The 26,237-nt window shown below is 62.7% G+C and carries 31 protein-coding genes; 13 read left to right on the top strand and 18 right to left on the bottom strand.

Translation table 11 applies throughout. From position 1 onward, the window contains the following. Genes flhA through KUH32_RS06120 form a run of 4 tightly spaced genes read left to right on the top strand, consistent with a single transcriptional unit; the run spans position 1 to position 4,369 of the window. Positions 1-2,085, top strand: a complete 2,085-nt coding sequence (gene flhA, locus KUH32_RS06135; protein ID WP_217777161.1) for a flagellar biosynthesis protein FlhA — start codon at positions 1-3, stop codon at positions 2,083-2,085. Further along, positions 2,082-2,852 (top strand): flagellar biosynthetic protein FliR, encoded by a 771-nt coding sequence (locus KUH32_RS06130; protein WP_217777160.1) that lies wholly within the window; start codon positions 2,082-2,084, stop codon positions 2,850-2,852. The genes flhA and KUH32_RS06130 overlap by 4 nt, the downstream gene beginning before the upstream one ends. A gap of 3 nt (positions 2,853-2,855) precedes the next feature. Further along, the gene (locus KUH32_RS06125; protein WP_217777159.1) at positions 2,856-3,941 is read left to right on the top strand and encodes an EscU/YscU/HrcU family type III secretion system export apparatus switch protein; all 1,086 of its coding nucleotides are present in this window, start codon (positions 2,856-2,858) and stop codon (positions 3,939-3,941) included. Continuing rightward, positions 3,941-4,369 carry a hypothetical protein gene (locus KUH32_RS06120; protein WP_217777158.1) on the top strand — a complete coding sequence of 143 codons (429 nt, stop codon included), beginning with the start codon at positions 3,941-3,943 and terminating at the stop codon, positions 4,367-4,369. Before KUH32_RS06125 ends, KUH32_RS06120 begins: the two co-directional genes overlap by 1 nt. A 24-nt stretch (positions 4,370-4,393) precedes the next feature. Here KUH32_RS06120 and KUH32_RS06115 read toward each other — a convergent pair whose 3' ends face one another. Genes KUH32_RS06115 through KUH32_RS06075 form a run of 9 tightly spaced genes read right to left on the bottom strand, consistent with a single transcriptional unit; the run spans position 4,394 to position 8,942 of the window. After that, positions 4,394-4,900: a flagellar basal body-associated FliL family protein gene (locus KUH32_RS06115; protein ID WP_217777157.1), complete on the bottom strand. Its 507-nt coding sequence runs from the start codon at positions 4,898-4,900 to the stop codon at positions 4,394-4,396. An 11-nt stretch (positions 4,901-4,911) separates the two neighbouring features. Continuing rightward, positions 4,912-5,640 (bottom strand): flagellar basal body L-ring protein FlgH, encoded by a 729-nt coding sequence (flgH, locus tag KUH32_RS06110; protein WP_217777156.1) that lies wholly within the window; start codon positions 5,638-5,640, stop codon positions 4,912-4,914. A gap of 7 nt (positions 5,641-5,647) precedes the next feature. After that, a complete protein-coding gene (gene flgA, locus KUH32_RS06105; RefSeq protein WP_217777155.1) occupies positions 5,648-6,067 on the bottom strand; it encodes a flagellar basal body P-ring formation chaperone FlgA in 420 nt (139 codons plus the stop codon). Further along, the gene (flgG, locus tag KUH32_RS06100) at positions 6,067-6,852 is read right to left on the bottom strand and encodes a flagellar basal-body rod protein FlgG (protein ID WP_217777154.1); all 786 of its coding nucleotides are present in this window, start codon (positions 6,850-6,852) and stop codon (positions 6,067-6,069) included. The genes flgA and flgG overlap by 1 nt, the downstream gene beginning before the upstream one ends. Positions 6,853-6,861: 9 nt before the next feature. After that, a complete protein-coding gene (locus KUH32_RS06095; RefSeq protein ID WP_217777153.1) occupies positions 6,862-7,575 on the bottom strand; it encodes a flagellar hook-basal body complex protein in 714 nt (237 codons plus the stop codon). A gap of 3 nt (positions 7,576-7,578) precedes the next feature. Continuing rightward, complete coding sequence (locus KUH32_RS06090; protein ID WP_217777152.1) at positions 7,579-7,848, bottom strand: flagellar biosynthetic protein FliQ; 270 nt, start codon at positions 7,846-7,848, stop codon at positions 7,579-7,581. Continuing rightward, positions 7,848-8,144 carry a flagellar hook-basal body complex protein FliE gene (gene fliE / locus KUH32_RS06085; RefSeq protein WP_217777151.1) on the bottom strand — a complete coding sequence of 99 codons (297 nt, stop codon included), beginning with the start codon at positions 8,142-8,144 and terminating at the stop codon, positions 7,848-7,850. The genes KUH32_RS06090 and fliE overlap by 1 nt, the downstream gene beginning before the upstream one ends. 18 nt (positions 8,145-8,162) lie before the next feature. Next, positions 8,163-8,552: a flagellar basal body rod protein FlgC gene (flgC, locus tag KUH32_RS06080; RefSeq protein WP_217777150.1), complete on the bottom strand. Its 390-nt coding sequence runs from the start codon at positions 8,550-8,552 to the stop codon at positions 8,163-8,165. 12 nt (positions 8,553-8,564) lie between these two features. Further along, complete coding sequence (locus tag KUH32_RS06075; protein ID WP_217777149.1) at positions 8,565-8,942, bottom strand: FlgB family protein; 378 nt, start codon at positions 8,940-8,942, stop codon at positions 8,565-8,567. Between the two features lie 85 nt (positions 8,943-9,027). On the opposite strand from KUH32_RS06075, the gene KUH32_RS06070 reads away from it, so the two are divergent. Further along, positions 9,028-10,437 (top strand): FliI/YscN family ATPase, encoded by a 1,410-nt coding sequence (locus KUH32_RS06070; RefSeq protein ID WP_217777148.1) that lies wholly within the window; start codon positions 9,028-9,030, stop codon positions 10,435-10,437. A gap of 20 nt (positions 10,438-10,457) precedes the next feature. Here KUH32_RS06070 and KUH32_RS06065 read toward each other — a convergent pair whose 3' ends face one another. From KUH32_RS06065 to KUH32_RS06040, 6 genes are all read right to left on the bottom strand, one after another. Beyond that, positions 10,458-11,339 (bottom strand): DUF1217 domain-containing protein, encoded by an 882-nt coding sequence (locus KUH32_RS06065; protein ID WP_217777147.1) that lies wholly within the window; start codon positions 11,337-11,339, stop codon positions 10,458-10,460. Then, the gene (gene flbT / locus KUH32_RS06060) at positions 11,273-11,677 is read right to left on the bottom strand and encodes a flagellar biosynthesis repressor FlbT (protein ID WP_217777146.1); all 405 of its coding nucleotides are present in this window, start codon (positions 11,675-11,677) and stop codon (positions 11,273-11,275) included. The genes KUH32_RS06065 and flbT overlap by 67 nt, the downstream gene beginning before the upstream one ends. Then, complete coding sequence (gene flaF, locus KUH32_RS06055; RefSeq protein ID WP_217777145.1) at positions 11,674-12,051, bottom strand: flagellar biosynthesis regulator FlaF; 378 nt, start codon at positions 12,049-12,051, stop codon at positions 11,674-11,676. Before flaF ends, flbT begins: the two co-directional genes overlap by 4 nt. A 69-nt stretch (positions 12,052-12,120) precedes the next feature. Beyond that, complete coding sequence (locus KUH32_RS06050) at positions 12,121-13,413, bottom strand: flagellin N-terminal helical domain-containing protein (protein WP_217777144.1); 1,293 nt, start codon at positions 13,411-13,413, stop codon at positions 12,121-12,123. A gap of 207 nt (positions 13,414-13,620) precedes the next feature. Further along, entirely contained in the window at positions 13,621-13,974 is a 354-nt protein-coding gene (locus tag KUH32_RS06045; RefSeq protein ID WP_217777143.1) for a flagellar protein FlgN, read from the bottom strand. After that, positions 13,967-14,320 (bottom strand): rod-binding protein, encoded by a 354-nt coding sequence (locus tag KUH32_RS06040; protein WP_348541088.1) that lies wholly within the window; start codon positions 14,318-14,320, stop codon positions 13,967-13,969. Before KUH32_RS06040 ends, KUH32_RS06045 begins: the two co-directional genes overlap by 8 nt. A gap of 25 nt (positions 14,321-14,345) precedes the next feature. Here KUH32_RS06040 and KUH32_RS06035 point away from each other — a divergent pair, with 25 nt between their 5' ends. The 3 genes from KUH32_RS06035 to KUH32_RS06025 all read left to right on the top strand — a co-directional run bounded on the left by KUH32_RS06035 (position 14,346) and on the right by KUH32_RS06025 (position 17,492). Beyond that, positions 14,346-16,373, top strand: coding sequence for a flagellar hook-length control protein FliK (locus tag KUH32_RS06035; RefSeq protein ID WP_217777142.1), 2,028 nt, complete (start codon positions 14,346-14,348; stop codon positions 16,371-16,373). Positions 16,374-16,381: 8 nt separating this feature from the next. Next, positions 16,382-17,086 (top strand): flagellar hook capping FlgD N-terminal domain-containing protein, encoded by a 705-nt coding sequence (locus tag KUH32_RS06030; protein WP_217777141.1) that lies wholly within the window; start codon positions 16,382-16,384, stop codon positions 17,084-17,086. A 214-nt stretch (positions 17,087-17,300) separates the two neighbouring features. Next, positions 17,301-17,492 carry a hypothetical protein gene (locus KUH32_RS06025; protein ID WP_217777140.1) on the top strand — a complete coding sequence of 64 codons (192 nt, stop codon included), beginning with the start codon at positions 17,301-17,303 and terminating at the stop codon, positions 17,490-17,492. A 48-nt stretch (positions 17,493-17,540) separates the two neighbouring features. Here the strand turns inward: KUH32_RS06025 and KUH32_RS06020 are convergent, their stop codons facing one another. Genes KUH32_RS06020 through ubiE form a run of 3 tightly spaced genes read right to left on the bottom strand, consistent with a single transcriptional unit; the run spans position 17,541 to position 20,865 of the window. Further along, the gene (locus KUH32_RS06020; protein WP_217777139.1) at positions 17,541-18,572 is read right to left on the bottom strand and encodes an NAD-dependent epimerase/dehydratase family protein; all 1,032 of its coding nucleotides are present in this window, start codon (positions 18,570-18,572) and stop codon (positions 17,541-17,543) included. Between the two features lie 6 nt (positions 18,573-18,578). Continuing rightward, positions 18,579-20,111 carry a 2-polyprenylphenol 6-hydroxylase gene (gene ubiB / locus KUH32_RS06015; protein ID WP_217777138.1) on the bottom strand — a complete coding sequence of 511 codons (1,533 nt, stop codon included), beginning with the start codon at positions 20,109-20,111 and terminating at the stop codon, positions 18,579-18,581. A gap of 1 nt (position 20,112) precedes the next feature. After that, complete coding sequence (ubiE, locus tag KUH32_RS06010) at positions 20,113-20,865, bottom strand: bifunctional demethylmenaquinone methyltransferase/2-methoxy-6-polyprenyl-1,4-benzoquinol methylase UbiE (RefSeq protein ID WP_217777137.1); 753 nt, start codon at positions 20,863-20,865, stop codon at positions 20,113-20,115. 81 nt (positions 20,866-20,946) lie between these two features. On the opposite strand from ubiE, the gene mutM reads away from it, so the two are divergent. The 5 genes from mutM (at position 20,947) to dnaN (ending at position 26,194) form a co-directional block, all read left to right on the top strand. Next, positions 20,947-21,798, top strand: coding sequence for a bifunctional DNA-formamidopyrimidine glycosylase/DNA-(apurinic or apyrimidinic site) lyase (gene mutM / locus KUH32_RS06005; RefSeq protein ID WP_217777136.1), 852 nt, complete (start codon positions 20,947-20,949; stop codon positions 21,796-21,798). Positions 21,799-21,863: 65 nt separating this feature from the next. Next, entirely contained in the window at positions 21,864-22,640 is a 777-nt protein-coding gene (locus KUH32_RS06000; RefSeq protein WP_217777135.1) for an enoyl-CoA hydratase, read from the top strand. 155 nt (positions 22,641-22,795) lie between these two features. Then, entirely contained in the window at positions 22,796-23,059 is a 264-nt protein-coding gene (gene rpsT / locus KUH32_RS05995) for a 30S ribosomal protein S20 (RefSeq protein WP_217777134.1), read from the top strand. Between the two features lie 474 nt (positions 23,060-23,533). Further along, positions 23,534-24,910, top strand: coding sequence for a chromosomal replication initiator protein DnaA (dnaA, locus tag KUH32_RS05990; RefSeq protein WP_217777133.1), 1,377 nt, complete (start codon positions 23,534-23,536; stop codon positions 24,908-24,910). Between the two features lie 165 nt (positions 24,911-25,075). Continuing rightward, complete coding sequence (dnaN, locus tag KUH32_RS05985; RefSeq protein WP_217777132.1) at positions 25,076-26,194, top strand: DNA polymerase III subunit beta; 1,119 nt, start codon at positions 25,076-25,078, stop codon at positions 26,192-26,194. The last annotated feature ends 43 nt before the right edge of the window (positions 26,195-26,237 follow it).

Here is a 26,237-nt window from a genome sequence, read left to right as displayed (position 1 = left end):
ATGACAGAACTACGCGCTGTCTTTTTCAAGCCCACGGTGCTGCTGGCGGTGGCCCTGATGGCGGTCATCGTGATGATGATCCTTCCGGTGCCGGCCTGGGTTCTGGACGTTGGTCTGGCGGCCTCCTTCGGATTGGCGATCCTGATCTTCACGGTCACTCTTTTCATCGAACGCCCGTTGGACTTTTCCGCGTTTCCGACGATCCTGTTGGCGTCACTGATGCTGCGCCTGTCGCTGAACGTGAGTTCGACCAAACTGATCATCGGCCAGGGCCATACCGGCACGCAGGCCGCTGGCGATGTGATCCAGGGCTTCGCGAATTTCGTCATGGGAGGCAGCGTCTTTCTTGGCCTCGTGGTTTTCGGTGTCCTGATGATCGTCAATTTCGCGGTCATCACGAAAGGCGCCGCCCGCATGGCCGAGGTTGGCGCGCGGTTCGCCCTTGATGGCATGCCGGGCAAGCAGCTGGCGATAGACAGCGACATGTCCGCCGGTGCGATCGACCATGCCGAAGCCAAGGCGCGGCGCGAACGCGAGCAACAGGAAACCACTTTTTTCGGCTCGCTCGACGGCGCGTCCAAATTCGTCAAGGGCGACGCCGTCGCGGGCTTGCTGATCACGCTCCTGAACCTGGTGATGGGCATGATCATGGGTGTCGCCGTGCATGGCATGGCGATCGGAAACGCGTTCGAAACCTATGCGATCCTGACTGTTGGCGACGGGCTCGTATCTCAGATCCCCGCGGTCATCATTTCCATCGCCTCCGGCTTGTTGCTCGCGCGCGGTGGAACAACCGGCGCGACGGATCTTGCGGTTGCTGCGCAACTCGGCCGCTACCCGGCCGCGATGGGGACGGTCGGTGTCCTGATGGCCCTCTTCGCACTTGTCCCGGGCCTGCCTTTCCTGCCGTTCATGTTGGGGGGCGCCGTCTTGTGCGGAACGGCTTGGCACCTGGCGCGACGCAACGTGTCACCGGGGGACGAAACCGACGATGCCGGCGAAAACCCCGAACCTGCGCGCGAACGCGCCATCGGCGACGTGCTAGATCTCGACGATATCCACGTCGAATTCGCACCGGATCTGGTCAACATGGCGCTTGACCCTGGAACCGGACTGGATGTGCGGATCGCCAACATGCGGACGCATATCGCAGCGCATTTCGGTCTGATCCTGCCGGAAATCCGTCTGACCGATTCCGCCGTGCTGGACACCGGCGAATACCTCATCCGCATTCATGGCGTCGAACAGGCGCGCGGCATCCTGCATCCCGACCTGGTTTTGGCCCTGATGCCGCAGGATATGTCGGCCCTGCCTCGTGGCCGCGACGTCAGCGAACCAGTCTATGGTGCGCCGGCACGCTGGATCCAGCCTGAAGACCAGGACAAGGCGGCGTTGACCGGCGTGACGATCGTGACCCCGACCGAAGTGCTGGCGACGCATCTTCTCGAAATCATCAAGCGCAATTTCGGCCGCTTGCTGACGCTCAAGGCTCTGCGCCGCGTGATGGACGAGATGGTGACGCTCAGCAATCCGCAGCGGGCCGAAGCCAACAAGCGCCTGCTTGACGAACTGATCCCGGAAAAGGTGCAGGTCGATACCCTGCTGGCCGTTCTCAGGCTGCTGCTGCAGGAACAGGTTTCGATCCGCAACCTGCCGCTGATCCTGGAAGCGATCGCAGAGACGCGTGGCCAGAACGCCGGACCCGAGGTGCTGTGCGAACATGTGCGCCAGAAACTGGGCTTCCAGATCGTCGCCGGACTACGCCGACCCGACGGCACCGTGCCTCTGATCCAACTGGCGCCGGAATGGGAGGACACGTTCGCCGCCTATCAAATCGACGGTGCCCGAGGGGGTCTCGATGTCGCGCTGCCGCCCGATCGGTTCGAACGCCTAACGTCAGGTCTGGCGCGCGAGGTGGCGGATGTCGGGAACCGCGGAATTCAGCCGGCGATCGTCACGACGGCGCGCCGCCGCCGTCTTTTGCAGACGATCATGTCGGCCAAGGGCCTGACCAACCCCGTCCTGTCTTTCGAGGAAATCGGACTCGAGGCCCGCCCGGCGCTTGTCGGCACGGTCGCTGCATGACCAGCACCGATGCCCTTGCGCAAGAGGTATTCGCAGGTTTCGGCGTTGCGGTTCTCGTTTTTTTGCGCGTCGGCGCGGCAATGGCGGTGCTGCCGGCCTTGGGCGAACAAAGCCTGTCGGTCCGAATCCGGTTGGTTGCCGCGCTTGCCTTGACGGCCATCGTGTTTCCGGCTGTGGCCGGCCGTTTCGATTGGCCCGGACTCTCACCGGCAGTCCTGGTTCTGGCACTGGCGACGGAAACCGTGGCAGGCCTGTTTCTCGGTCTGTCTCTTCGACTGTTCATCTTGGCCATTCAGACTGCCGGCGCGATCGCGGCGCAATCAACGTCGCTGTCGCAGATCATGGGCACGGCCGGCGCCGATCCATTGCCCGCCATCGGCCATATCCTGACGGTGTCCGCGCTGGCCCTTCTGCTGAGCGTCGGGTTCCACGTCAAGGCCGCCGGTTTCCTGATCCTGACCTACGAGATCCTGCCGCCACTGCGCTTTCCCGACGCTGCGGCGCTCTCGGCGGCTGGTGCGGACCGGGTTGCGCGATCCTTTGCGCTGGCCTTCAGTCTCGCCGCACCTTTCGTGCTGCTTTCGGTTCTCTACAACCTGACGCTTGGGGCGATAAACAAGGCGATGCCCCAGTTGATGGTCGCTTTCGTCGGAGCGCCTCTGATCACGTTCGGCTCGATCGCCTTGCTGTTTCTTGCAGCACCCGTGATCCTCCAGGCGTGGCATACCGCCTTCAACGCCTTTCTCGCCAATCCGTTCGGAAATTGAGTGATGTCCGACACAGATGACAGCGCGGAAAAGAGCTTCGAACCCAGTCAGCGCAAGCTCGAGGAGTCCCGCCGCAAGGGTGAAATCGCGCGTGCGCCGGACCTGCTGACAAGCGCCGCCTATCTTGGCCTTTTGCTGACCCTTGCGGCAGTGGGCGGCCTTTTGTCCGACCAGTTCGGCGAAGCGCTCCTGCCGCTTCTGGCGCATCCGGACCAGCTGGCCGACGCGGTCTTCGCCGAAACCGGTCCGTTCGCCGCAACCCTCATCATGCGGGTCCTTCAGCCGGTGGCCGTTCTGCTGACCGTACCCGCGCTGTGCGTCCTCGCCGTACTTCTGGCGACGCGCGGAATCACCGTGACGCCTTCCAAGCTCGTGCCGAAGCTTCAGAGGATCTCGCCGATCGGCAATGCCAAGAACAAGTTTGGGCGCCGGGGACTCTTCGAATTCTCCAAGAGCTTCGCCAAGCTGGTGATCTTCGGCGTGTGCCTAGGCCTGTTTCTGGCGCGCGAGATCGATCTGCTGACCGGTCTTCCCCGTGCCGAACCGGGCCAGGCAGTCCTGGCGATGACGACGTTGATGATACGATTGCTGGTTCTTGTGACCTTGGTCGCCATCACGATCGGCGCGATCGATTTCTTCTGGCAACGCGCCGACCACCTCCGACGCAACCGGATGACGCTGAAAGAGATGCGTGACGAGATGAAGGATTCCGAAGGCGATCCGATGGTCAAGCAACAGCGTCGCAACCGTGCCCAGGAAATCGCGATGAACCAGATGATGCAGGACGTGCCGACCGCCGATGTCGTCATCGTCAACCCGACGCATTACGCCGTTGCGCTGAAATGGAGCCGCCTGCCCGGCGAGGCTCCGGTATGCGTCGCCAAGGGTGTCGATGAAATCGCCCTGAGGATCCGCCAGATCGCTTTGGAAAACGGCGTTCCCATCCATGCCGACCCACCGACGGCGCGCGCGGTTTATGCAACCACGGAAATCGGTGCCCAGATCGCCTTTGACCACTACAAACCGGTGGCTGCGGCGATCCGGTTTGCCGAAGCCATGCGGGTCAAGGCGCGCAAGAGAGGTTGGTGATGTCGCACGAAAACGAAACTCTGACCCATCTCTCCAATCTGCTTCTGGATCAGGCCCTTGCCCGCCATCGTCGGAACCTTGCCCAGGAACGCCAATCGCGCATCGAAGTGGAAGGGATCGACGCGCTTCGGCGCGAGGCGCTGTCGCGTGAAGGCGATTTCGGTCTTAGAGAACGCCTGGGAGCAGACTTGTTATGGCACGGATGGTTGTTGACGCGCCGCGCGACACTGTTGCGCGAACAGGCGCAGTATCGCGTCAGGCAGGAACAGAGTCTGATCGAGGCTCGGCTCGCCTTCGGAAAAGCACAAGCGACCCAGGATATCGAGGACGACACCCGGCGTCGTCAGAAGCAGGATCGCTCGGCAAGATTGGACCAGGCCCTGTCCGACCTGACGGTATTGTCGGCCTGGAACGCCGCGTTCGACTGACCGCGCCGCCAGGTCGAGGCCGGGTCAGTTGTCCTGTCGGGAAATCTCGGTAACCAGAACGGCCAGCAAGTCGTCGCCGACGACGTTTCGCGCCGTGTCGGTCAGCGCTCCGCGCAAGACCTCCATCCGGGGCGATCGCGTGAAGGCGCCGTCGAACCCGCCGATATTGGCATGATCGAACAGCACGCGCAGGAATGCGTCGCGCAAACGCGGTTCCTTGGAATAGACCGCTTCGGTTCGTCCTTCGGGCACCTCGAGACTGAGCGACAGGATGACCAGCGACGCGACGCGGTCGTCGTGCAGGACCGGAATGATGAATTGATTGTTCAGCTTCACGAAATCGGTCGGCCCGTCGTGTTTTACCGTGTCCGATGCCTGCGTGTCGTCGACGAGCGCCTTGTCATCGGATTCTGATGACTCCGTCTCGGAACGGTCCGGTGCATCCGGTTTGTCCGCGGTCAGGAAAACGCCGGCGCCGACGCCGGCGGCGGTTCCGATCAGTGCCAGAACAATCGGCAGGATGAAGCGCATCGACCGGACTCCTAGAAGGGCAGGACCGCGTCCAGCACTTGCTGGCCGATGCGGGGCTGCTGGACGTCGGTGATCTGCCCGCGCCCGCCGTAAGAGATCCGTGCCGAGGCGATCTTGTCATAAGTGATCTCGTTCTGCCGCGAGATGTCCTCGGGCCGGACGTAGCCGGAGACCAGCAATTCGCGAAGCTCGAAATTCACCCGGACTTCCTGCATGCCCTCGATCTGGAGAACGCCGTTCGGCAGCACGCCCGTGACCGTGGCCGCCACCCGAAGCGTCAATTGCTCGCTTCGGCGAACCGAGCCGTTCCCCTTGGCCTTGCTGGCGCTGTCGATCGAAACGGCGTCGGCCATGCTGGCGCCTTCACTGATGGTCTGGTCGATGCGCTGCGGAACGCCGAAAAGCTGTGGCACGCCGAGACTTTCCGAACCGCTCCGGGCGCGTTCGCTGCTGTTCGATATCTTGGCGCTTTCGTCGATCTCGATCACCACGGTGAGGATATCACCCTGTTTCATCGCGCGGCGATCACCCAGCAACGATCCCTGTTCGCCGCTCCAGAGCGACGCAGTTTCCGAGACCCGCATCGGCAGGACGGGCTCACCGGGCCCGGCGGCACGCATCGCCACGCGTTCCATGCTGGTGTCGGGTTCCGAAAAGGAAGGTGGTCTGCCGATATGGTCGATTCGTCCGCAGGAAGCGGTGAACAGGATCAATAAGGCGAAAGAACTTGCTCGGGTCATGTCCAACTCACGGGGTCACGGAGACGCTGCCATCCGCAAGGACGATACCGAACAGCACCGCCTTGGAAGACAGGTTCATCACGCGGATGCGCTCGCCCGCGGCGGCGCGTCCAAGCGCACGGCCTTCGGTGACGATCCGCAAGCCACCGCGTTCGAAGAACAGGGCGACCAATTGGTTGCGGTCGACCAGGGCAGGCGCTCCGACCGCGCCCATCTGTATCGGCCGTCCGGGATACAGCGCGATCCGCGCCTCTTGACCGATCACGTCCTGCACGACCGAATACGCACCCGGTGTGTCGACCGGATCGACCCGAACGTCCTGTGCCGATATGACGGTGTTCGGACGAACGGTACGTGTGGCCACGACCGTGTCGGCAAGCGCTGCCTGGGCCGCAAGGGCAAGACCGATCGGCAAGATCAACCGCATCACCGGACCTGGGCCGTTGCGGCAAGCATCTGGTCGGCTGCGGAAATGACCTTGGAATTCAGTTCGTAGCCGCGTTGCGCCTCGATCAGGTCGGTGATCTCGCGAACGGCATCGACGGAGCTGTCCTCGAGATACCCTTGCCGCACGGTTCCCAGCCCGTCCTGTCCCGGAGTACTTTGCAACGGCGGGCCCGAAGCCTCGGTTTCCGCGAACAGGTTCGATCCGAGCGCTTCTAGACCTTTCGGGTTGGTAAACCCCGCCAGCGTCAATTGTCCAAGCAACTGCGCTTCGGCGCCGACGTCGAAATAGGCGTAGACCTCGCCATCGGCGTTGACCGTCAGGCTGCGCGCATCCGCGGGAATGACGATCTCGGGTGCCACGGCGTGGCCTTCTGCGGTGACGATCAGCCCGTCGGCGCTGCGTTTGAGAGCACCGTCGCGGGTATAGGCCGGATTGCCCGACGGCAAGGTCACTTCGAAATACCCCTGGCCCTCGATCGCGATATCCAGATCGCCGCCGGTGGCCGACAAGGTACCCTGGCTGAGTTGCACGGAAACCGCCGCCGGACGCACGCCAAGACCCAGCTGGATGCCGGTCGGCAGCACGGTGCCGTCGGCAGCACTGACCGCCCCCGCGCGAGAGATCTGCTGGTAGTGCAGATCGGCGAATTCGGCACGCCGCGCATTGTAGCCGGTGGTGCTCATGTTCGACAGGTTGTTCGAAATCACTTCGACCCGCATCTGTTGGGCCGACATGCCGCTTGCGGCGATCTTGAGGGCTTTCATCCTGGTTCCTTAGCTTACAAAGGCCTTGAGAGCGGACCGGATGCGTTCGTCTTCACGGTCCATGAAGGCCTGTCCCATCTCGTAGGCGCGCTGCACCTCGCTCATGCGTGCGATCTGAAGTATGGGATCGACATTCGATCCCTCGACATAGCCCTGGCGCATGCGCGGATTGTCGACCTCGACAAAGCCGTCTTCGGCGTCAAAGAGAACACCGCCTTCGCGGGTCAGGCGCAGCGGGTTCTCCGGCAAGACGACACCGATCCTGCCGACCGGTGTGCCGGCGCTGCTGATCGTGCCGTCCTCGGCGATGGCGACATCGCCGGTCGCGGCGGGAAGCACGACCGGGGCTCCGCCCTGATCGAGCACCGCGTAGCCGTCGGGTGTCACCAGTTGGCCGGCGGAATCCGGCGTAAACGCCCCGGCCCGGGTCAGGCGCGGCCCGTTTGGCGTCTCGACAACGAAGAATCCGTCGCCTTCGATGGCAAGGTCAAAGGCCGCACCGGTATGCTTCAGCGCGCCCTGTTCGAATGACGTGTTCCGCACCCGCCCAGCGGCCATCGCCAGCCCCGCACCTTCGTCGCTGTCGCGCAGGTATTCCGAGAAAACCACACCTTCCTGGCGAAAGCCCGAAGTCTGGGCATTGGCGATGTTGTTGGCGATGACCTGCATTTCGCGCATCAGGCCCGATTGGCGCGACAGCGCTGCGTATCCTGCGGATTCCATCGTTCAGCCTCCGGCGATGATCGGGATCAGATGATCCTGGAAATAGGCAACCAGGGTTTCGGTCATGAAGCTCATCGAGATCCAGAATACGGCGACGATGGCCAACAGCTTGGGCACGAAAGTCAGCGTCATTTCCTGGATCGAGGTCAGCGCCTGGAACAGGCCGACGCTGACGCCGGCGATCAGCGCGGCGCTGAGGATCGGGACCGATACGATCGTGGCGATCCAAAGGCCCTGCCGCAACGTGTCGAAGAACAGCGTTTCATCCAGCATCACACCGGCATCCGCAGGATTTCCTGGTAGGCTTCGACCACCTTGTTGCGCAGGGCGACCACGGTCTCGACCGCCAGCTCGGACTGCGCCAGCGCCTCGACCAGGGCGTGTGGATCCGCCCCTCCGGTCATCGCCGCCTTTGCGGTGGTTTCGGCCTCGCGCAGGGTGGCCGCGAAATCGGCGATGGCGCTTGCGGCGCCTGTTGTTTCGGGCTTCGGCGCCGACCCGGGATCGGGCAGCATCGCCGGACGCGAGGCGGCGTATTTCTGGGTGGCAAACAGCGATCGGACGTCCATTCTGGCCTCCTTTCCGGATCAGCGTCTCAGCAGGTCGAGCAGAGCGCCGGACATCTGGCGGGTCTGCTCGAACATCTTGAGGTTGGCTTCGTAGCTGCGCTGCGCTTCTCGCGCATCGGCGATTTCAAGGATCAGGTCGACGTTCGACCCGACATATGTGCCGTCATCGCCCGCCAGCGGGTGGGCGGGATCGTGGATCACCTGGCGTTCGCTCTGATCGAGCCTGATCCGCCCGGTTTCGACATGGCGGACGGTGTCGGCGTCGCCAGTCAGTTCGAACGCTGCCAGCTTGCGCCGGTAGCCCGGCGTGTCGACATTTGCGATGTTTTCGGAAACCAGACGCAAGCGTGTGGCCTGCGCCTTCAGGCCGCTGGACGTAACCGCCAGCGCATCGGAAAAGGCACTCATCAGACGATATCCTTATTGACGGCCGAGACTGGCCCGCAAGACGCTGAGCGAAGACCGGTAGATCGCCAGGGCACGGTCGTGCTGGCGCTTGGCGCCGACCGCCTCAAGCATCTCGCGCTCCAGGGAAACGGTGTTGCCGTTGGGGTCCTGCGCATCGCGCCGTTCGGTCGCCGTCCAGGCACCGGTGGAACTGCCGTTGAGGTGTTTGGTCCGGGTGGCTTTCTGCGCGGCCGCATCGCGGGCCGAAACCGAGGCGAAATCCGGCATTTCGAGCGCGCGGTAACCCGGCGTGTCGGCGTTAGCGATATTCTGCGCGCTGAGCGCCTGTTGGTGTCCGGCATGGCGTGCCATGGCCATTGCCGTGCGGAACACCGTCAGATCCTGGAACATCGGGGCTTCTCCCTCGATTGGCTTCAATCAAGGCTTAACCGCGATTCCTTTAGAAACGGTTTGCGACACATGAATGGAGCGTACGATGGAACGGACCGAACTGGATAACCTGGCCAACCGCATCGCCGGTTTGCGGCCGGTGCAGGCGGTGGGGCGGGTGCAATCGGTCGACGGTACGGTGATCTGGATCCGAGGGCTGGCGCACCGCGCGGCCATCGGCGACCGGCTCAGGCTGTTTCACGGCGCGCAGGTGCTCGGCGGGGACGTCTTGCGCATCCGCGACGACCTGGTCGCAATGCTTCCCGACGAGGGCGCCGAAGGTGTGTCGCAGGGTGATCGTGTCGCGGTTGTCGGGCCGCCGGTGCTGGCGCCCGATGACAGCTGGGTCGGTCGTGTGATCGATCCCTACGCTCGCCCGCTGGACGGCCGTCCCCTGACAATTGGCAAGGAGGCGCGCCCGTTTCGCGCGGCACCGCCGGCCGCGGCCTTTCGCAAGCCTTTGGGTGCAAGGCTGGCAACGGGGCTGGCCGTTTTCGACACGCTGCTGCCCATCGTCCGCGGCCAAAGGATCGGCTTGTTCGCCGGGTCCGGCGTGGGCAAGTCGCGGCTGCTTGGCTCGCTCACGCGGGATCTGCAGGCGGACATCGTCGTGCTGGCCCTTGTCGGCGAACGCGGACGCGAGGTTCAGGATTTCGTCCGGACGGTGCTTGGACCCGAAGGCATGGCGCGCACCATCGTCGTGGCCGCGACCTCTGACAGATCGCCGCTGGAACGCCGCCGTTGTCCCTTGGCCGCTATGACGATCGCCGAACATTTTCGTGACCGGGGACGTCACGTTCTCTATCTCGCTGATTCGATCACCCGTTTTGCCGAAGCGCATCGCGAGGTGGCCATCGCTGCCGGCGAATTGCCTGCCCTAAGGGGCTATCCTCCTTCGGTCGCGCATCAGATCATGTGCTTGGCCGAACGGGCCGGCCCGGGCACCGAGGCAATGGGGGATATCACGGCGATTTTCAGCGTGCTGGTCGCCGGATCGGACATGGACGAACCGGTGGCCGATGTGCTGCGCGGGGTTCTGGATGGCCATGTCGTCCTGGACCGGCAGATTGCGGAACGTGCCCGGTTCCCGGCGGTCGATCTTCTGCGGTCGGTCTCGCGCAGTTTGCCCGAAGCTGCAACCGAGGCCGAAAACCGTCTCATTCAGCAAGCCCGCACCCTCTTGGGCGCCTATGCGCGGTCGGAAACGATGATCCGGGCAGGCCTCTATCGCGATGGCGAGGACGCGGTCCTGGATCAAGCCATCCGCGCGTGGCCCGACCTTGACGCTTTCCTGGCCGAACGTTCCTCCGCCGGACCTGAAAACGCCTTTGCGCGCCTGCGATTGATCTTGCGCCGCGCCGGAGTCCAGCTCGACAATTCCGGTACCGCGACGCCATCGCGCCACCGCGCCATGGTGCCCGGCGTGGCGGACGCGGCCAAGAACGCCGCTTCGTAGTGCCACGAAAGGCCTGATCGTCAGATCTTGTTGAACAGCGACTGGCGCGGGATCGCACTGATCAATGCCAAAGCCGTCTGTCCGGGTTGGCTGGCGCTGCTTTGTTGAAGCTGCGACTGCAGCAAATAGCTCCGAACGATTTTGCTCATGATTTCCTCGGAACTGAGGTCGATGATCTCTGACGCGCCGAACCGCGCCCCGGCTTTTTCGCGCAGGGTTTCGACTTGGCGATCGATATCGAGCTGCCCGAACCCCGATGGCAGGCCAAGCGCCGTTTCGAAAACGGTCCGCAACGGCGGGGTGCCCATGACGCGAAACCATTTCGTGTCGTTCGAACCGGCACCTGCCGCGACCTCGGGCAAGGCCCGTTCGAAGTTCATCGCAAGACGCAGCGTTTCGTCCTGTTCGCCAACCGCGAGTTCGAATTGCTGCGCGCGATAGCGGGCGATAATTTCCTCGGCGAAGCCGGCACGTTTCGTGCTCGGCCCTGAGGCGGAATCAAAGGCAAAGGTTCTTGCAAGCGCCTTGTATCGGTCATCGGTCAGCTTGTTGGCCAAAGCGTCCCTGTCGGTCACTCCTTCTTCGAGCACCTTGCGGATGAAAAACTTGTTGTTGATGTCGTCTTGAAGGCCGAAAGCGGTCAGCGCCACGCGCAACAGGCGCCGATCCGTCACCAGGCTCTCCGCGTTGTCGATGGTTGCGATCTTGTTCTCGAAATACGCCGTATCGCGCAACTCTAGTGCGCCGTTATCGAAAGCTTGTCGCTGGTTCTGCAGCGTCGCTTGCAGAAATCGCCAACCGACCAGCCCGCTGCCGACGAGGACGGGCTGAAACGTCATTGCGGCACGGCTGCAAGCAGGCGGTCTTCGCGCGGGATCAATGCACGAAGTGCCTTGAGACACGGGTAGAACTGGTTGGAGATCAACGCATCGGTCGCGGATGCAAGCAAACGGCGGCTATCCGGATCCTTGAAGATGTGACTGATCTCTTCGATCCGGCGAAGCAGATGTTGGCGGGTGTCCTCGATCTCGGCATCCCCGGTCAAAAGCAACTGGGCCTGGTAGCAGATCCGACGCACTGGTGTGCGGGCGTCTTCGGGGTGGATAGCATCGCGCAGTCGCAGGATATTGGCATTGGGGGTGACGATCGACAGACGGCTGCGCCGATCCCCGTTTTCGATCACCGCGCCGTTGATAAGAACCCTTTCGCGCGGGCCGAGTTTCAGAACCAATCCACTCATTGTTTTGCATTCCCGCCACGCAGGCCCCGCAAGACGGCGGCGTTGATTTCGAGAAGCGGTCGTACACCCGCTTTTCGGGCCAGGACACGACCCGTATGATGTTGGACGAACTCCGCGAGGTAGAAGATTCGCGCGCGCAGATCTTGCGGCAGGCCGTTTTCCTGGTTTGCCACGTCGACGGCGAGTGCCGTCCACAGTTTGCGATTGTCCGAAAGGGCCTCGACCAACTGCGGAAAGGCAGCAGGACCTTTTTGTGCCGCCGCCTTGATACGATGCGTTGCGCGCGCGAGCAGATCGTATTCCACGCTGCGGTGCGTTCGGACGGGTGTGGTGGCCTGCGCATAGGCCTGTTGTGCCAACAATTGAGCGTTCACTGGAGAGCCTTCCGGTTGATCAGGTCAACGAGGGGGATCGGGGGCCCGAAGGCCCCCGAATGGAACCGTTTACCGGAAGAGAGACAGCAGCGACTGCGGCGCCTGGTTGGCGATCGACAATGCCTGCACGCCCAACTGCTGCTGAACCTGAAGTGCCTGCAGGCGCGCCGAGGCTTCTTCCATATCCGCATCCACCAAGGTGCCGATGCCGGACTTGAGGGCGTCGGTCATACCGGTGATGAAGTTGGTCTGCGTTTCGATCCGGCCCTGTACCGAGCCGAATTCCGCCGCGGCATCGATCGAGTTCTGGATCATGAACTCGATGGCGACGAGAGCCGAATCCGCACCGGCATCGGTGGTCACGTCGATATCCGCAACTGCACCAAGGCCACCACCGATGGTGGCCGAGGCACCCGCACCCGCAACGCCCGTGTTGACCTGAACCTGGATGCTGTCCGTCGCATCGGTCACCGTGGAGGAGATGTTCAGACCCGAACCGTTTTGCGTGATGTTGAGCACGTCGGTGTCGAGATTGTTCTCGGCCGCATAGATCGCGTAGGCTTGTGCCAGGCCTTTCGCCACATCTGCGGCGGTGTCGCCATCCTTTGTGACGTAGAGGATCTGGCCCAACTCCGCGGCGTTTGCGGGGGTCAGCGCGGCGCTGCTGCGATAGTCGGCTTGCGTGAACGTGCTGTTGTCGGCGTCAGTGCCGAAAACCGACAGACCGTACACAGCGCCGGCCGCGGTCGGAGCTGCGATGGTCAAGGTATCGGTTTGCGTGCCGTTCAGCGTTCCGCTGTCACCCGCGGTCGCCGTCCAGGTGCCCGTCAGCGCGGCCTGTTGTGTGCTCAGATCCTGTTTGCCGACCGTGATATCGCTCGAGCTCACGCCGGTTCCCGAACGGTCGAGCGACGACAGGATGTTGATCGATCCGGTTCCGGCGGTCGACGAAAGGTTCGAGATCAGGTTCAGGCCATTGAACTGGGCCGCCCCGGTCACCGAGCCGATCTGGTCGCGAAGAGCGTTGATGTCGTTCTGAATCTTCGCGCGATCGACGTTTTCTTCCTGGGCGGCGACGATCTTGCCCTTCATTTCGGTCAGCAGGTCGGTCACGGTTTCCGCTGCCTGGCGTGCCACGGCGACGGTGGATTCACCGAGGTTCAGGCTGTCGGAAATGCCCTTGAACCCTTTGACGTCGGCTTCCATCACCTTGGAGATCGCCCAGACGGCAGCGTTGTCACGGGCGCTGGCGACTGATTTGCCGGTCGAGATTTCGCTTTGCGTGTCGGCAAGGCGCGAGTTGATCGATTTCAGGGTTTGCAGCGCGACCATCGCGCCATTGTTCGTCAGAATGCTGGACATCTGGCGTTATCCTTATTGTTGCACGACGCTTTTGCGTCAGGTTGCGAGAGGCCCGGTTGGGCCGTTTCGGCGTCTTTCTGACGAATGCCACGCTGCCGTTCGGCCCGCGGCGCCACCCTCATGGATGCAGGGGGAACATCGCCAAGCAGTGCTAATGGAGTCCTAAACGCCACAAAGCGATTTCCGACGATTTGATCGAAATGCCGGTCATGCCCGCTTTTCGAGGCGCTTTTGGTCTTGGCTGCCAAAGGCCTGCCGCTGGCCATTCGGATCGTAGGTCGACAAGTCCTGCCGAAGTCGGCGTACCTGCCCCAGCCGATCAACGACATTGCGGACGCCTGCAAGAGCATGGTCGAACAATTCCTGATTTCGCTTCAACGTCGATCGGATCGGTTGCAGGTCTTCGACCGAAAGCGACGTTTCGTCCGACAGCTGCATCAGCAAGTCGGATTTGTTTTCGACCAAGGTAGCGAGGGCATCCAGGTCGCCGGAAAGCAGCGCGGCCCGTTCGGCTTCGATCAGCGCCTGCAACTTGGCAAGTATGGCTTGCGCGTCACTCATTATCGACCTCCTTCAAAGCATTGAACAGGATCTCCGAAAGCCCGATGCCGCCACCGGCGACCAGTTGCCTGGCCTGTTCCTGACGCAGGAAGGACGCGAAATGCTCTTCCCCTGCACCACCACCCCAACCTTCGGGCGGTTCACCCAGCTTGGCGGCCTTGAGCATCTCGGCGAGAAAGGTGGTTTCAAGCTCCCGCGCCGCGTTCTGCAGCGCCGTGTTCCTGGCGGTTCGCGCATCCGGGGCGATAGCGGGTATCTCCATCGGGTGTCTCCAATTCGACTCGGTTTTCCGGTTCTGGCGGTAATGCGGTAAATAACCGGTAAGGATGTTCGATTTATGTTCCACTCCGGAACAACGCCTTGAGGTTGCCATGCAAACGTTCATCAGTGGCCTGTCGCGCCACTCCGACCCGGCGCTCATCAATCCCGCGCCGTCTGGCGGCACAACGATTGCGGCAGGTCAACGCGACTTCTCGCGGTTTGTGGCTGATGAGGTGAGCAAGGCAGAGGGTGCGCATCCGTCCGATCACACTGAGCGGACGGTTGACGGCGATACTGGTCACATGCCGGCGCCGTCCGAACGGGACAACGAAGCGGTCGAAATTCCGGAAACGTCTGAAAACCCGAGCACCCGTGCGGATCGGAACGACGCCCCGAACGTGGGCAGTCGCAAGACTGGTGCATTGGCCACCAAGGTCGCGCCGGAGGTATCCCATGCGGTTCCCTCCGATACAGCCACCGCCACAGACCCGCAGGCTGAGGGCGCGCGGTTCGACTGGAATGCCGAGGCCGTCGAATTCTCGCCGAACCTGCCTGTTGCGGGAAGCGAGGACCGGTTCGATGTTTCCGGTTCCCGCGAAGCACGGGATACCGTCAGGAAACACCCCAAGGCGCAGGACCCGAACGACTGGGGATCTTCGCCTTGGGTTGTTCCCTTTTCGAGCGATCATTTCGGCGTATCCACGCAATCTGTCACCGGGCCGCGTAATGCGGTGCTGTCGGCGACAGCGACGCCGGTTTCAAGCACGGAACAGGCCGCGCCCGCCACGACCCCGTCCGCCGGGTTCGACCCGTTGCAGAAGGCCCCGTTAGACAGTCCGAGACCCGAAACTCCGGCGCAGCCGCTGCTGACAGGGCAGCAACCTGTTCGGAAAACACCGAACCAATCACCGCCGCCTGCCGGTGCACGGGCCGAAGCGACGCCGAGAACCGCTCAGACCCTCATGACGGTACATCCCGCAACGCTGGCGGCCGTCGACGCGGACAGTTCCGGGCATACCGAACAGGCGCCTGTCGCGCGTGCAGCTTCGCCAATTGTCCAATCCGCGGCATTCACGGGCGCCGATGGGCCCGGGCGGGTTGGGGAATCAACGCCGGGGGGTGGCACGCTGGACCGATCAACGCCCAACGTCACGGAACACCCGCCCCGGGCACGACCCGGTTTCGCACCGGTGAAGGAGGGCGTGCTGCTCCAGCCCCATTCGGTACCTGGCAAGACAGATGAATTCATGCGCGGGCGGGATGTCGACATTTCCGCCAAAGACATACGGCCCGCAACGATGATGCGCCCCGCGACCGAGTCGAACAGCAAATGGTCGACAGCGGACACGACCGCACAGATCGAGAAGACCGCGCCTGAAATCCGGATGGCACAGGTTCCGCCCGGTTCCCGCACGGGCGATTTGAACTTGCCGTCCTTCCCGCCCGAACGCTTTCCGCCGCAATGGTCCAACCGCCTATCGGACCCGGTTGCGCAGATACCGTCACACAACCCGGCCAATCCCGCCGGCGGTTTTGCTGGCGTTGTGTATCCGGACACGACCCGCCTTGGGAAAGCCGACTTCTCGTCGTTTCCGGCCAATGCGCGATCTGCGATCTTCGCAACCAGCAGCATGGGGGACGAAGAAGCTGTCGCCGGCAGTATTTCCGACGAATCCACCACAACGTTCACCGCCGCGAACCAGGCCACCACTTCGCCGACGGCCGTGACCGCGGCGCCTGCGAAACCCGCAACCGTCCCGGTTGCGGTGCGCCAGGTGATCGAACAAATGGTGCGTCTCGGGGACAGCGTCGTGGAATTGCGTCTCGATCCCGAGGAACTGGGGCACGTCCGGATGCAGATCACGGCCGGCGAAACCGGACTGCAGATGGCCATCGCCGCTGACCGGCCCGAAACGCTCGACCTTCTGCGCCGCCATATCGACCAGCTGGCGCGCGCGCTGGCAGCCGCGGGATATGGTGAGGCCAGCTTCGAGTTTTCCCACAACGGACGGCCCCAACCGCAAGAGCGACGCGGCGAACAGTCCGACCCTATCGCAACCGATCCCGCGGACTCGGCAACACATGCCCGAAAGGGGCCATTGCCGTCTGCAGTGGACGGTCTGAACATTCTGATGTGAGGAAATACATGCAAAGCAACGCAACCCTGCCACCCCTCTACGCCCCGAATGCGGCGACCCGCATCGGTTCGGGTCAACCGACACCTGCCGACGCTGCGAAAAGCCAGGACAAGGCCGTGTTGAGCTCGGATTTCCAAACTTTTCTGCGCATGCTGACCGCCCAGGTCCAGAACCAGGATCCACTGAATCCCGTGGATTCGACCGACTACGCAACCCAGCTGGCGACGTTTTCATCCGTGGAACAACAGGTTCTGACCAACGACTTGCTGCGGGGGCTGTCGGCCGCCCTGGGTGGCGGAACACTGGCGGAATTCAGCGGCTGGATCGGCATGGAAACGCTGGCCCGCGCGCCCGTCCAGTTCGACGGTCGACCCGTGACGTTCAAACCCGATCCGGTCGAAGGGTCCGACACTGCGGTTTACGTCGTGCGGAACGCGACCGGTGATATCGTGCGCCGCGAAGTCCTGCCCGATTTGAGTTCGTCCGCCACATGGGACGGAACCGATGCGTTCGGGACCGCCGTTCCTCAAGGCGTCTACCGGATCGAAATCGAAAGCCAGGCTAACGGAACCGCGATCGATACCCGTCTTGCATCCGTCTATGCGCGAATCGACGAGGTCCGTATCGACGGCTCTTCCACGGTGATCCGGCTTGCCGACGGGACCGAATTGCCGACAACGATGGTCGAAGGCCTGCGCGCCGTCCGCGATTGAAACCGTCGGTCCAACCAGCGGATCTACCGGCGCATTTCCTGAGCGACACAGTGAAAAAACGGCAAGCTTTCGCCGGTCTCGGGGAAATCTGCAACAAAATTGCTGCTTAGCAGCGGATCGGCGAAATTTCCGGTTTTGTTTTCCTCGAAGCTCTCGCATAGTGGCACCGCGCAAGGATGTTCGCATCCAAATCAGACATGTCTGGAGAGTAGTAATGAAAAAGCTTTCGATCTTCGCAGCCGCCGCAGCTCTGGCAGCAGCGACTGCCGTGCCGGTGAGCGCGGAAGAGAAATCCAACGACCCGTTCCTCAGCACGCAGCTTTCGGCGGTCCCGGCCCTCGCCATCGTTGGCGGCGCGGCCTTCATCGCGGTTATCGTTGCCGGTTCTTCGAGCGGCACCGACTGATCGGTCGACCCAAGGAATTCGGAAGCGGCGGCCATTGTGCCGCCGTTTTCATTTCGGTCCGTGCGAATGATAGGTCTTGTACCAATCCACGAAGCGCCGCACGCCGTCGTTCAGTGACGTTTTCGGCAACGGACCGACGAGTTCGGTCAGCAGGCTGGTGTCCGCCCAAGTGGCCGGGACGTCGCCGGGCTGCATGTCCATGTAGTTCCGCTGCGCCTTCATGCCGAGCGCTGCTTCGACCGCGTCGACGAAGTCTTCCAGCACCTCGGGAGCACCATGCCCGATATTCAGGATCCGCCACGGCGCAACCGGTGACAGACTGTCGCCCGCGATCGACGTTCCCATGACCGGCGGCCGTTCGACCAGTCTGACCAACCCTTCGACCAGGTCGTCGACATAGGTGAAATCGCGACGCATCCGCCCGTGGTTGTAGATGTCGATCGGCCGGTTCTCGAGTATCGCCTTGACGAACTTGAACAAAGCCATGTCCGGCCGCCCCCACGGTCCGTACACCGTGAAAAAGCGAAACATGGTGATCGGTACGCCGTAAAGATGCGCATAGGCGTGCGCCATCGCCTCGTTGGCCTTCTTTGTCGCGGCATAGAAAGACAGCGGATGATCGGATTGCGCCGTCTCGCGATAGGGCATTTCGGAATTCGCACCGTAGACTGACGATGTCGACGCCATCAGCAAGTGTTGTGGCGGACACAGGCGGGCTGCCTCGAGAACCTCCGTCGTTCCGCACAGGTTGCTCTGGACATAGCTGCGCGGCGCTTCAAGCGAATACCGCACACCGGCCTGCGCGGCGAGATGCACGATCACCGAAGGTTCGTGCGCCTGCACCAGTTCGCTCAGCAGTCCCTCGGTCTCGATCCGCGCCACGATCGGTTCGAATGCCGCCTGGCTGTCGAGTATGGCATGGCGCCGCTTTTTGAGCGTCACATCGTAGTACTCGGTCAATCCGTCGACGCCGATCACCGTCCAGTGTTCGGCCAACAGCCGCCGGCACAGGTGGAACCCGATGAAACCGGCAGAGCCGGTCACCAGCGCAGTTCGGGGGCGCGTGCTGTTGTCCGTCATCGCATCTCAGCCAAAAGCCTGTGCGAGCAGGGTGAACACGCCGCCACCCAAAGCACCGAGGCCCGCCCAGGTTGCCCGGGTCCGCCATCGCGGGGGCGAGGCCGGCGGCTCGCCCTGAGACTGCCGGATCAAGGCCGATTCCACCAGCGCCGGAAGGCGCGGACCGAAACGGGCCAGAACCTGCACCGTCTTGCCCAGGTCGCGCGCCGCGGCGCGTGGGCCGATATAGGTTCGGATATAGTTCTCGACGATCGGTTTGGCGGTACTCCAGATGTTCATGCGCGGATTCAGCGACCGCGCCACCCCTTCGACAACCACCATTGTGCGCTGCAACAGAATAAGCTCGGTGCGGGTTTCCATGCCGAACCGCTCGGTGACTTCGAAGAGATAGGCCAGCAGCTTTCCCATCGAGATCCGCGTCGCATCCATCCCGAAGATCGGCTCACCGACCGCACGCAAGGCCCTGGCGAACGCGTCGACATCGCGGTCCGCGGGCACGTATCCGGCCTCGAAATGCACTTCGGCCACGCGCCGGTAATCGCGGCGGATGAAGCCGTAGAGGATTTCGGCGTAGACCCGGCGCGTGTATTCGTCGATCTGCCCCATGATCCCGAAATCATAGGCGATGATGTCGCCATTCGCCGCGACCTTCAGATTGCCCTGATGCATGTCGGCATGGAAGAAGCCGTCGCGCAGTGCGTGGTTCAGAAACAGCTGCAGAACCCGTTCCGACAACGCCACACGATCGTGCCCCGCGGCGTCGATTGCGGCGTTGTCGCCCAGCGGAACACCTTCGGCCCAGCTCATGGTCATCACGCGGCGGCCGGAAAACCCCCACTTGACCTCGGGCAACTGAAACCCGGCATCTCCGGTGGTGTTGGCAGCAAACTCGCTCGCCGAGGCCGATTCCAGCCGCAGGTCCAGTTCGCCATTCACGACGCCTTCGAAATGCGCGATCACGTCGCGCGGCCGCAGACGGCGCGAGGCCGGCGACAGCAGCTCGATCAGGCCGGCGGCGAAATAGAAGGCGTCGACATCCTTGCGAAACGCCTTTTCGATCCCCGGGCGCAGCACCTTGACCGCGACCGTTTCACCATTGTGCGCCAACCGTGCCTTGTGGACCTGGGCGATCGACGCTGCAGCCACCGGTTCACTGAATTCCGAAAACAGCGTGTCCGTGGGGCGGCCGATCTCGGCTTCGATGGCGGCCTTGGCCTCGGCCACCGAAAATGGCGGCAGCTTGTCCTGCAGCACTCGCAACTGCGTTGCCATGTCTTCGCCGACGACGTCCGGTCGCGTGCTGAGAACCTGTCCGAACTTGATGTAGGCCGGGCCGAGCGCAGTCAGCGCCCGTGTCGGAGGCGGCATGTCCGGATCGCCCCTTTCGCCCAGCCAGCGAAACGGCCAGGCCAGCACGCGCGCGGCGATCCGCAGCGGTTTCGGAGCGTCGAACGCATCCAGCACCACACCCATCGCGCCCGTGCGCTCGAGGGTGGCGCCTGTGCGGATCAGGCGCCAGATGTTGTGCGGTCCGCGCATCTCAGATCTTCCAGCCGGAATGCAGGCAGGCGACGCCCATCGTCAGGTTGCGGTACTTGGCATTGCCGAACCCGGCCTGGCGCACCATGCCAAGAAAGGTTTCCTGATCCGGGAATTTGCGGATCGATTCCACCAGGTATTGATAGCTGTCGCGGTCGCCGGCGATCACCTGGCCCATGCGCGGGATGATGTTGAACGAATAAAGGTCATAGGCCCATTGCATCAGATCGTTGGGGATCTGGCTGAATTCCAGCACCATCAGCCGGCCGCCGGGCTTCAGCACGCGGTAGGCTTCGTTCAGTGCCTCCTGCGGGCGAGTGACGTTCCGGATGCCGAAGGAAATTGTGTAGACATCAAAGGTGTTGTCGGCGAAAGGCAGCGCCATCGCATCGCCCACCACCCAGTCCAGGCTGTCCGACAGCGCTTCGGCCTCGGCGCGTTTGCGGCCCTCGACCAGCATCGGTTCGGTCAGGTCCAGAACAGTGGCATGGCCATGCCCCGCGCGTTTCAGAAAGCGAAAGGAAATGTCACCGGTCCCGCCCGCCACGTCCAGCAAACGCTGGCCGGGGCGCGGTGCCAGCCAATCCATCATGGCGTCTTTCCAGATCCGGTGGATGCCAAAGGACATGGCGTCGTTCATCACGTCGTATTTCGACGCGACCGAGGTGAACACGCCCCGCACGCGCCCGGCCTTTTCCGATTCCGGCACGTCGGTGAACCCGAAATGCGTTCTTTTCGTTTCGTTGTCCGTCATGGCCCTTGCCGTTCAGCGCTTTGCACTCCTTATAGTCCGCGGGGCACCCGTTACAATGCGCCCCTTTGGACAGGAGACCCGATGCCCGAACTGCCCGAGGTCGAAACCGTACGCCGCGGTCTGGCCCCCGTGATGGAAGGGGCGGCGATCGCCCGGGCACAAGTGAATAGGCCCGATTTGCGCTGGCCCTTTCCCGACTGCATGGCTCAACGTCTGACCGGGCAGCGGGTCGACAGGCTTCGGCGACGGTCGAAATACATCCTCGTCGATCTGTCGGGGGGCGAGACGCTGCTGATTCATCTGGGCATGTCCGGGCGGATGCTGGTTTCGGGTGACCCGCTGGGGCAATTCGTGCACGACCACCCCGCGCCGGAAAAACACGACCACGTCGTGCTGGACATGGAAAACGGCGCGCGCATCACCTTCAACGATCCGCGCCGCTTCGGCGCGATGGATCTGATGCCGACCGACTCGGCCGGGATGCATCCGCTGCTGGCCAGTCTCGGACCCGAACCGCTGGGCAATGCGTTCAACGAGGCGCATCTGGTGGCCGCGCTGCGCGGGCGGGGGATGCCGATGAAGTCGGCTTTGCTGGATCAGAAGATCGTCGCCGGGCTGGGCAACATCTATGTCTGCGAGGCGCTGTTCCGCGCCGGTATCCACCCGGCCCGCAAGGCCGGCCGAGTGGCGGCGAACCGCATAGCGGCGCTGGTTCCGATCGTTCGCGCCGTGTTGTCCGAGGCGATCGAGGCGGGCGGATCGTCGCTGCGGGACTTCCGCCAGGCCGATGGTGAACTGGGTTACTTCCAGCACAGTTTCGATGCCTATGGGCGCGAGGGAGAACCCTGCCGGACGCCGGATTGCGGCGACACGATCCGCAGGCTCGTCCAGTCGGGCCGCTCCACTTTCTATTGTCCGTCCTGCCAAAGATAGCTTGAAACGCCGCTCCGAGATGCTAAGCCTTGGCGTCTGACGGAAACGGACCGGAGCCATCCCTCATGGCCTACGAGACACTCATCGTAGAAATCGAAGACCACGTCGCCACAATCAAACTGAACCGCCCCGACGCCTTGAACGCACTCAACACGCAGTTGTTGGGGGAACTGGCCGATGCGTTGGCGGATGCGGATGGCAACGACAAGGTGCGCTGCATCATCCTGACAGGCTCGGCCAAGGCCTTTGCAGCGGGCGCCGATATCAAGGAGATGTCGGAAAAGACCTTTGTCGAGATGTTCCTTTCGGATTTCTTCGGCTCGGAAACCGCCGCCATCTGCCGGACCCGCAAGCCGATCATCGCGGCCGTTGCCGGCTATGCCCTGGGGGGTGGTTGCGAGTTGGCGATGATGTGCGACTTCATCATCGCGGCGGACAACGCGAAGTTCGGTCAGCCCGAGATCAACCTGGGCGTGCTGGCGGGGATCGGCGGCACGCAGCGGCTGACCCGCTTCGTCGGCAAATCCAAGAGCATGGACATGCACCTGACCGGCCGCTTCATGGAAGCCGAAGAGGCCGAGCGCGCCGGATTGGTCAGCCGCGTGGTTCCGGCCAAGCAACTGATGGAAGAGGCCCAGGCCGCCGCCCAGAAGATCGCCGAGAAAAGCCAGCTGGCCGCAATGATGGTCAAGGAAGCAGTCAATCGCGCCTACGAAGTGCCGCTGAACGAAGGCCTGCTGTTCGAACGGCGTTTGTTCCATTCGCTGTTCAACACCGAAGATCAGGCCGAAGGGATGGCCGCCTTCATGGAAAAACGCACCGCACAGTTCCGCGACCGCTGAGCGAAAGGGGCTTAACAAAGACGACGGGCTGCGGTATAGCGCCCGCCGATACATGCGCGTGATGCCCGCCTGGCAAGAATCGGTCCGACACGGTCGGGTCCCTGGGTCATTGCGCGACCAGCCCGTAACCGAGACGTACAGAAAGACCGATCATCATGGCAAACACTCCCCAGTCGAAAAAGCGCGCCCGCCAGAACGAAAAGCGGTTCGCGATCAACAAAGCCCGCCGTTCGCGGATTCGCACCTTCCTGCGCAAGGTCGAGGAAGCGATCGCAAGTGGTGACAAAGATGCCGCACACGCCGCTCTGAAAGCGGCCCAGCCCGAGCTGATGCGCGGCGTCACGAAGGGCGTGTTTCACAAGAACACCGCGTCGCGCAAAATGTCGCGACTGTCGGCCCGGGTGAAGTCTTTGGGTTGAGAAAACCGCTAAGGTATTGAGATGAAAAAGGCGCCGCATCTGCGGCGCCTTTTGCTTTGCGTGGCAGCTTTGCCAGCGCCGCAGATTCTTTTTCGGAAACCGCAGAGTCAAGCAGTAAGAACAGTTGCCCGGCTTCGCACGCAAGATGTAATTTCACCGAGCGAGTCACATCGCAGGGGGACAGGTGACCGATTCAAGACCGGCAAACGGTCGCGGTTGGGCTTCTGTTAGCCGCTTCGGCGGGTCTGCAGAATGGCGGGGGGGACCCAGCCATGTTCAAAAATGAAAGCGCGAGCAGCGTTGGACCAGCTTCCTTTGGGGATGCCTGGAGCCCTATCGCCTGTGTTCGCGGTTCAACGAACGATGCCAGTCGGGCCGCTGTCACGCGGACCTGACCCACCCGTTGCGTTTCGTGGCACGCTGTCCGCATCGAGGCGGACACTGGACAGGTATTTGTTTTGGGACGGGGACACGATGACGAAAGAACAGTGGGGCGCCTTGCAGGACACACTTTGCAAGACTTTGGGCGAAAACAACTATAAAACGTGGATTGCCCCGCTTGAATATGGCGGACCCGCCAATGAGGGTGTCGTCGTTTTGCACGCCCCCACGGGGTTCTTCGGGACCTATGTCTCGCAAAACTTCGGCGACGTTTTGCTTGCGCAAATCTCGACGATCGACAGATCCATCCGGCGGATTCAATTCGATGTCGCCAACCGCAGTGCGGCGGTTTCGTCGCATGCCGCCGTCAGCGCCGCGCCCGAGACACGGGTCGACAAGGCGATGCGCGACCTTCCGGCAAGCGATCTGTTGCCCGATGCGCCCCTGGACAAGCGGTTTACCTTTTCCACCTTCGTCGTCGGCAAGCCCAACGAATTGGCCCACGCCGCCGCGCGACGCGTTGCCGAAGGCGGCCCGGTCACCTTCAACCCGCTGTTTCTTTATGGCGGCGTGGGGCTCGGCAAGACCCATTTGATGCACGCGATCGCCTGGGAACTGTCCGAACGAAATCCTGAGCTACGCGTGGTCTATCTGTCGGCGGAACAGTTCATGTATCGCTTTGTCCAGGCGCTGCGGGAAAAGCGCATGATGGACTTCAAGCAGCTCTTCCGTTCGGTCGACGTTCTGATGGTGGACGATGTCCAGTTCATCGCGGGCAAGGACAGCACGCAGGAGGAATTCTTCCATACGTTCAACGCGCTGGTCGACCAGAACAAGCAGATCATCATCTCGGCCGATCGTGCTCCGGACGAAATCAAGGATCTCGAAAACCGGATCCGGTCGCGCCTGCAGTCCGGTCTGGTGGTCGATCTGCATCCCACCGACTACGAATTGCGCCTGGGTATCCTGCAAACCAAGACCGAGGCGTTCCGTGCGCAGAATCCCGATCTTGAGATGGACGACGGCGTTCTGGAATTTCTCGCCCACCGGATCAGCACCAACGTGCGCGTGCTGGAAGGGGCGCTGACGCGGCTTTTCGCCTTTTCGTCGCTGGTGGGCAAGCCGATCAACATGGATCTTGTCCATGACAGCCTGGCCGACGTGTTGCGCGCATCCGAACGCAAGATCTCGATCGAGGAGATCCAGCGCAAGGTGGCCGAGCACTACAACATCCGGCTGAGCGACATGATCGGCCCTAAGCGGGTGCGCAACTTTGCCCGGCCCAGGCAGATCGCGATGTATCTGTGCAAGCTTCTGACCCGGCGGTCGCTGCCCGAAATCGGGCGCAGGTTCGGCGGGCGTGACCACACCACGGTGATGCACGGGGTCAAGCGCATCACCGAGCTGCGCCAGCAGGATAGCCAGATCGACGACGACATCGAAATGCTGCGCCGCGCGCTCGAGGCCTGAGCTGGGCCTGAGTCCCGTTTGGCACAGTCGCTTATGGGGTCGCTGTCGGGCGGCCCCTCGCTCTTGACGGGTACCGAAATCCAAAACACAAACGCAACAAACGGGCTTGGACTGGTCCAGGCATCCCGCTAGGGTGCCCGTCCGGCTATGCAAGGGGATGGTGCGATGAAATTCAGTATCGAACGCGCGGCGCTTCTCAAGGCGGTCAGCCAGGCGCAATCGGTGGTCGAACGGCGCAACACCATCCCGATCCTTGCCAACGTGTCGATCGACGCCGAGGGCGACACCGTCAGCTTTCGTGCGACCGATCTGGATATCGAGGTGCTTGACCGGGCACCGGCAATGGTGGAACGCGCCGGCGGCACGACGGTCAGCGCCGTGACCCTGCACGAAATCGTCCGCAAACTGCCCGACGGTGCCCAGGTCACGCTGGCCGAAGATGGCGCTTCGGGCCGCCTGACCGTATCCGCGGGGCGGTCGAATTTCTCGCTGGCGACACTGCCCAAAGAGGATTTTCCGGTCATGGCCTCGTCGGAGTATTCGGCGAATTTCAAGGCCAAGGCAGACGTGCTGCGGCGGTTGTTCGACAAGTCGAAATTCGCCATCTCGACCGAAGAAACGCGGTATTACCTCAACGGCGTATACATGCATGTCGCCGACGGAGAAGACGGCAAGGTGTTGCGCTGTGTGGCCACGGATGGACACCGTCTGGCGCGGATCGACGCCGCTCTGCCGGAAGGCGCCGCGGACATGCCCGGCGTGATCGTTCCGCGCAAGACGGTCGGCGAATTGCGCAAGCTTCTGGACGAGGACGATGCCGAGATCGCCGTGTCGGTGTCGGAAACAAAGGTGCGCTTTGCGACCAAGGACATCACGCTGACTTCCAAGGTGATCGACGGGACCTTTCCGGACTACACGCGCGTCATCCCGACCGGCAACACCCGCCGCCTCGAGGTGGACGCCAGTGATTTCGCCAAGGCCGTCGACCGGGTGGCGACGGTCAGTTCGGAACGCTCGCGGGCCGTCAAGCTGCAGTTGGACGAAGACCGCCTCATCCTGTCGGTCAACGCCCCGGACAGCGGCGCGGCAGAGGAAGAGCTTGCCGTCGCCTATGGCGATGACCGACTCGAGATCGGGTTCAACGCGAAATACCTGCTGGAAATCGCCAGCCAGGTGGATCGGGAGAACGCGGTTTTCCTGTTCAACTCGGCGGGCGATCCCACCCTGATGCGCGAAGGCAACGACACAAGTGCGGTCTATGTCGTCATGCCGATGCGGGTGTGACGGGCGCTGGACTGTTCCGAAAACTCTTGACCGCCACCCCGGC

This window comes from Thalassococcus arenae (genome assembly GCF_019104745.1).
Lineage (GTDB): Bacteria > Pseudomonadota > Alphaproteobacteria > Rhodobacterales > Rhodobacteraceae > Thalassococcus_B > Thalassococcus_B arenae.
Note: the sequence above shows the minus strand (reverse complement) of the source record. Positions and strands in the feature narration are given on the sequence as shown.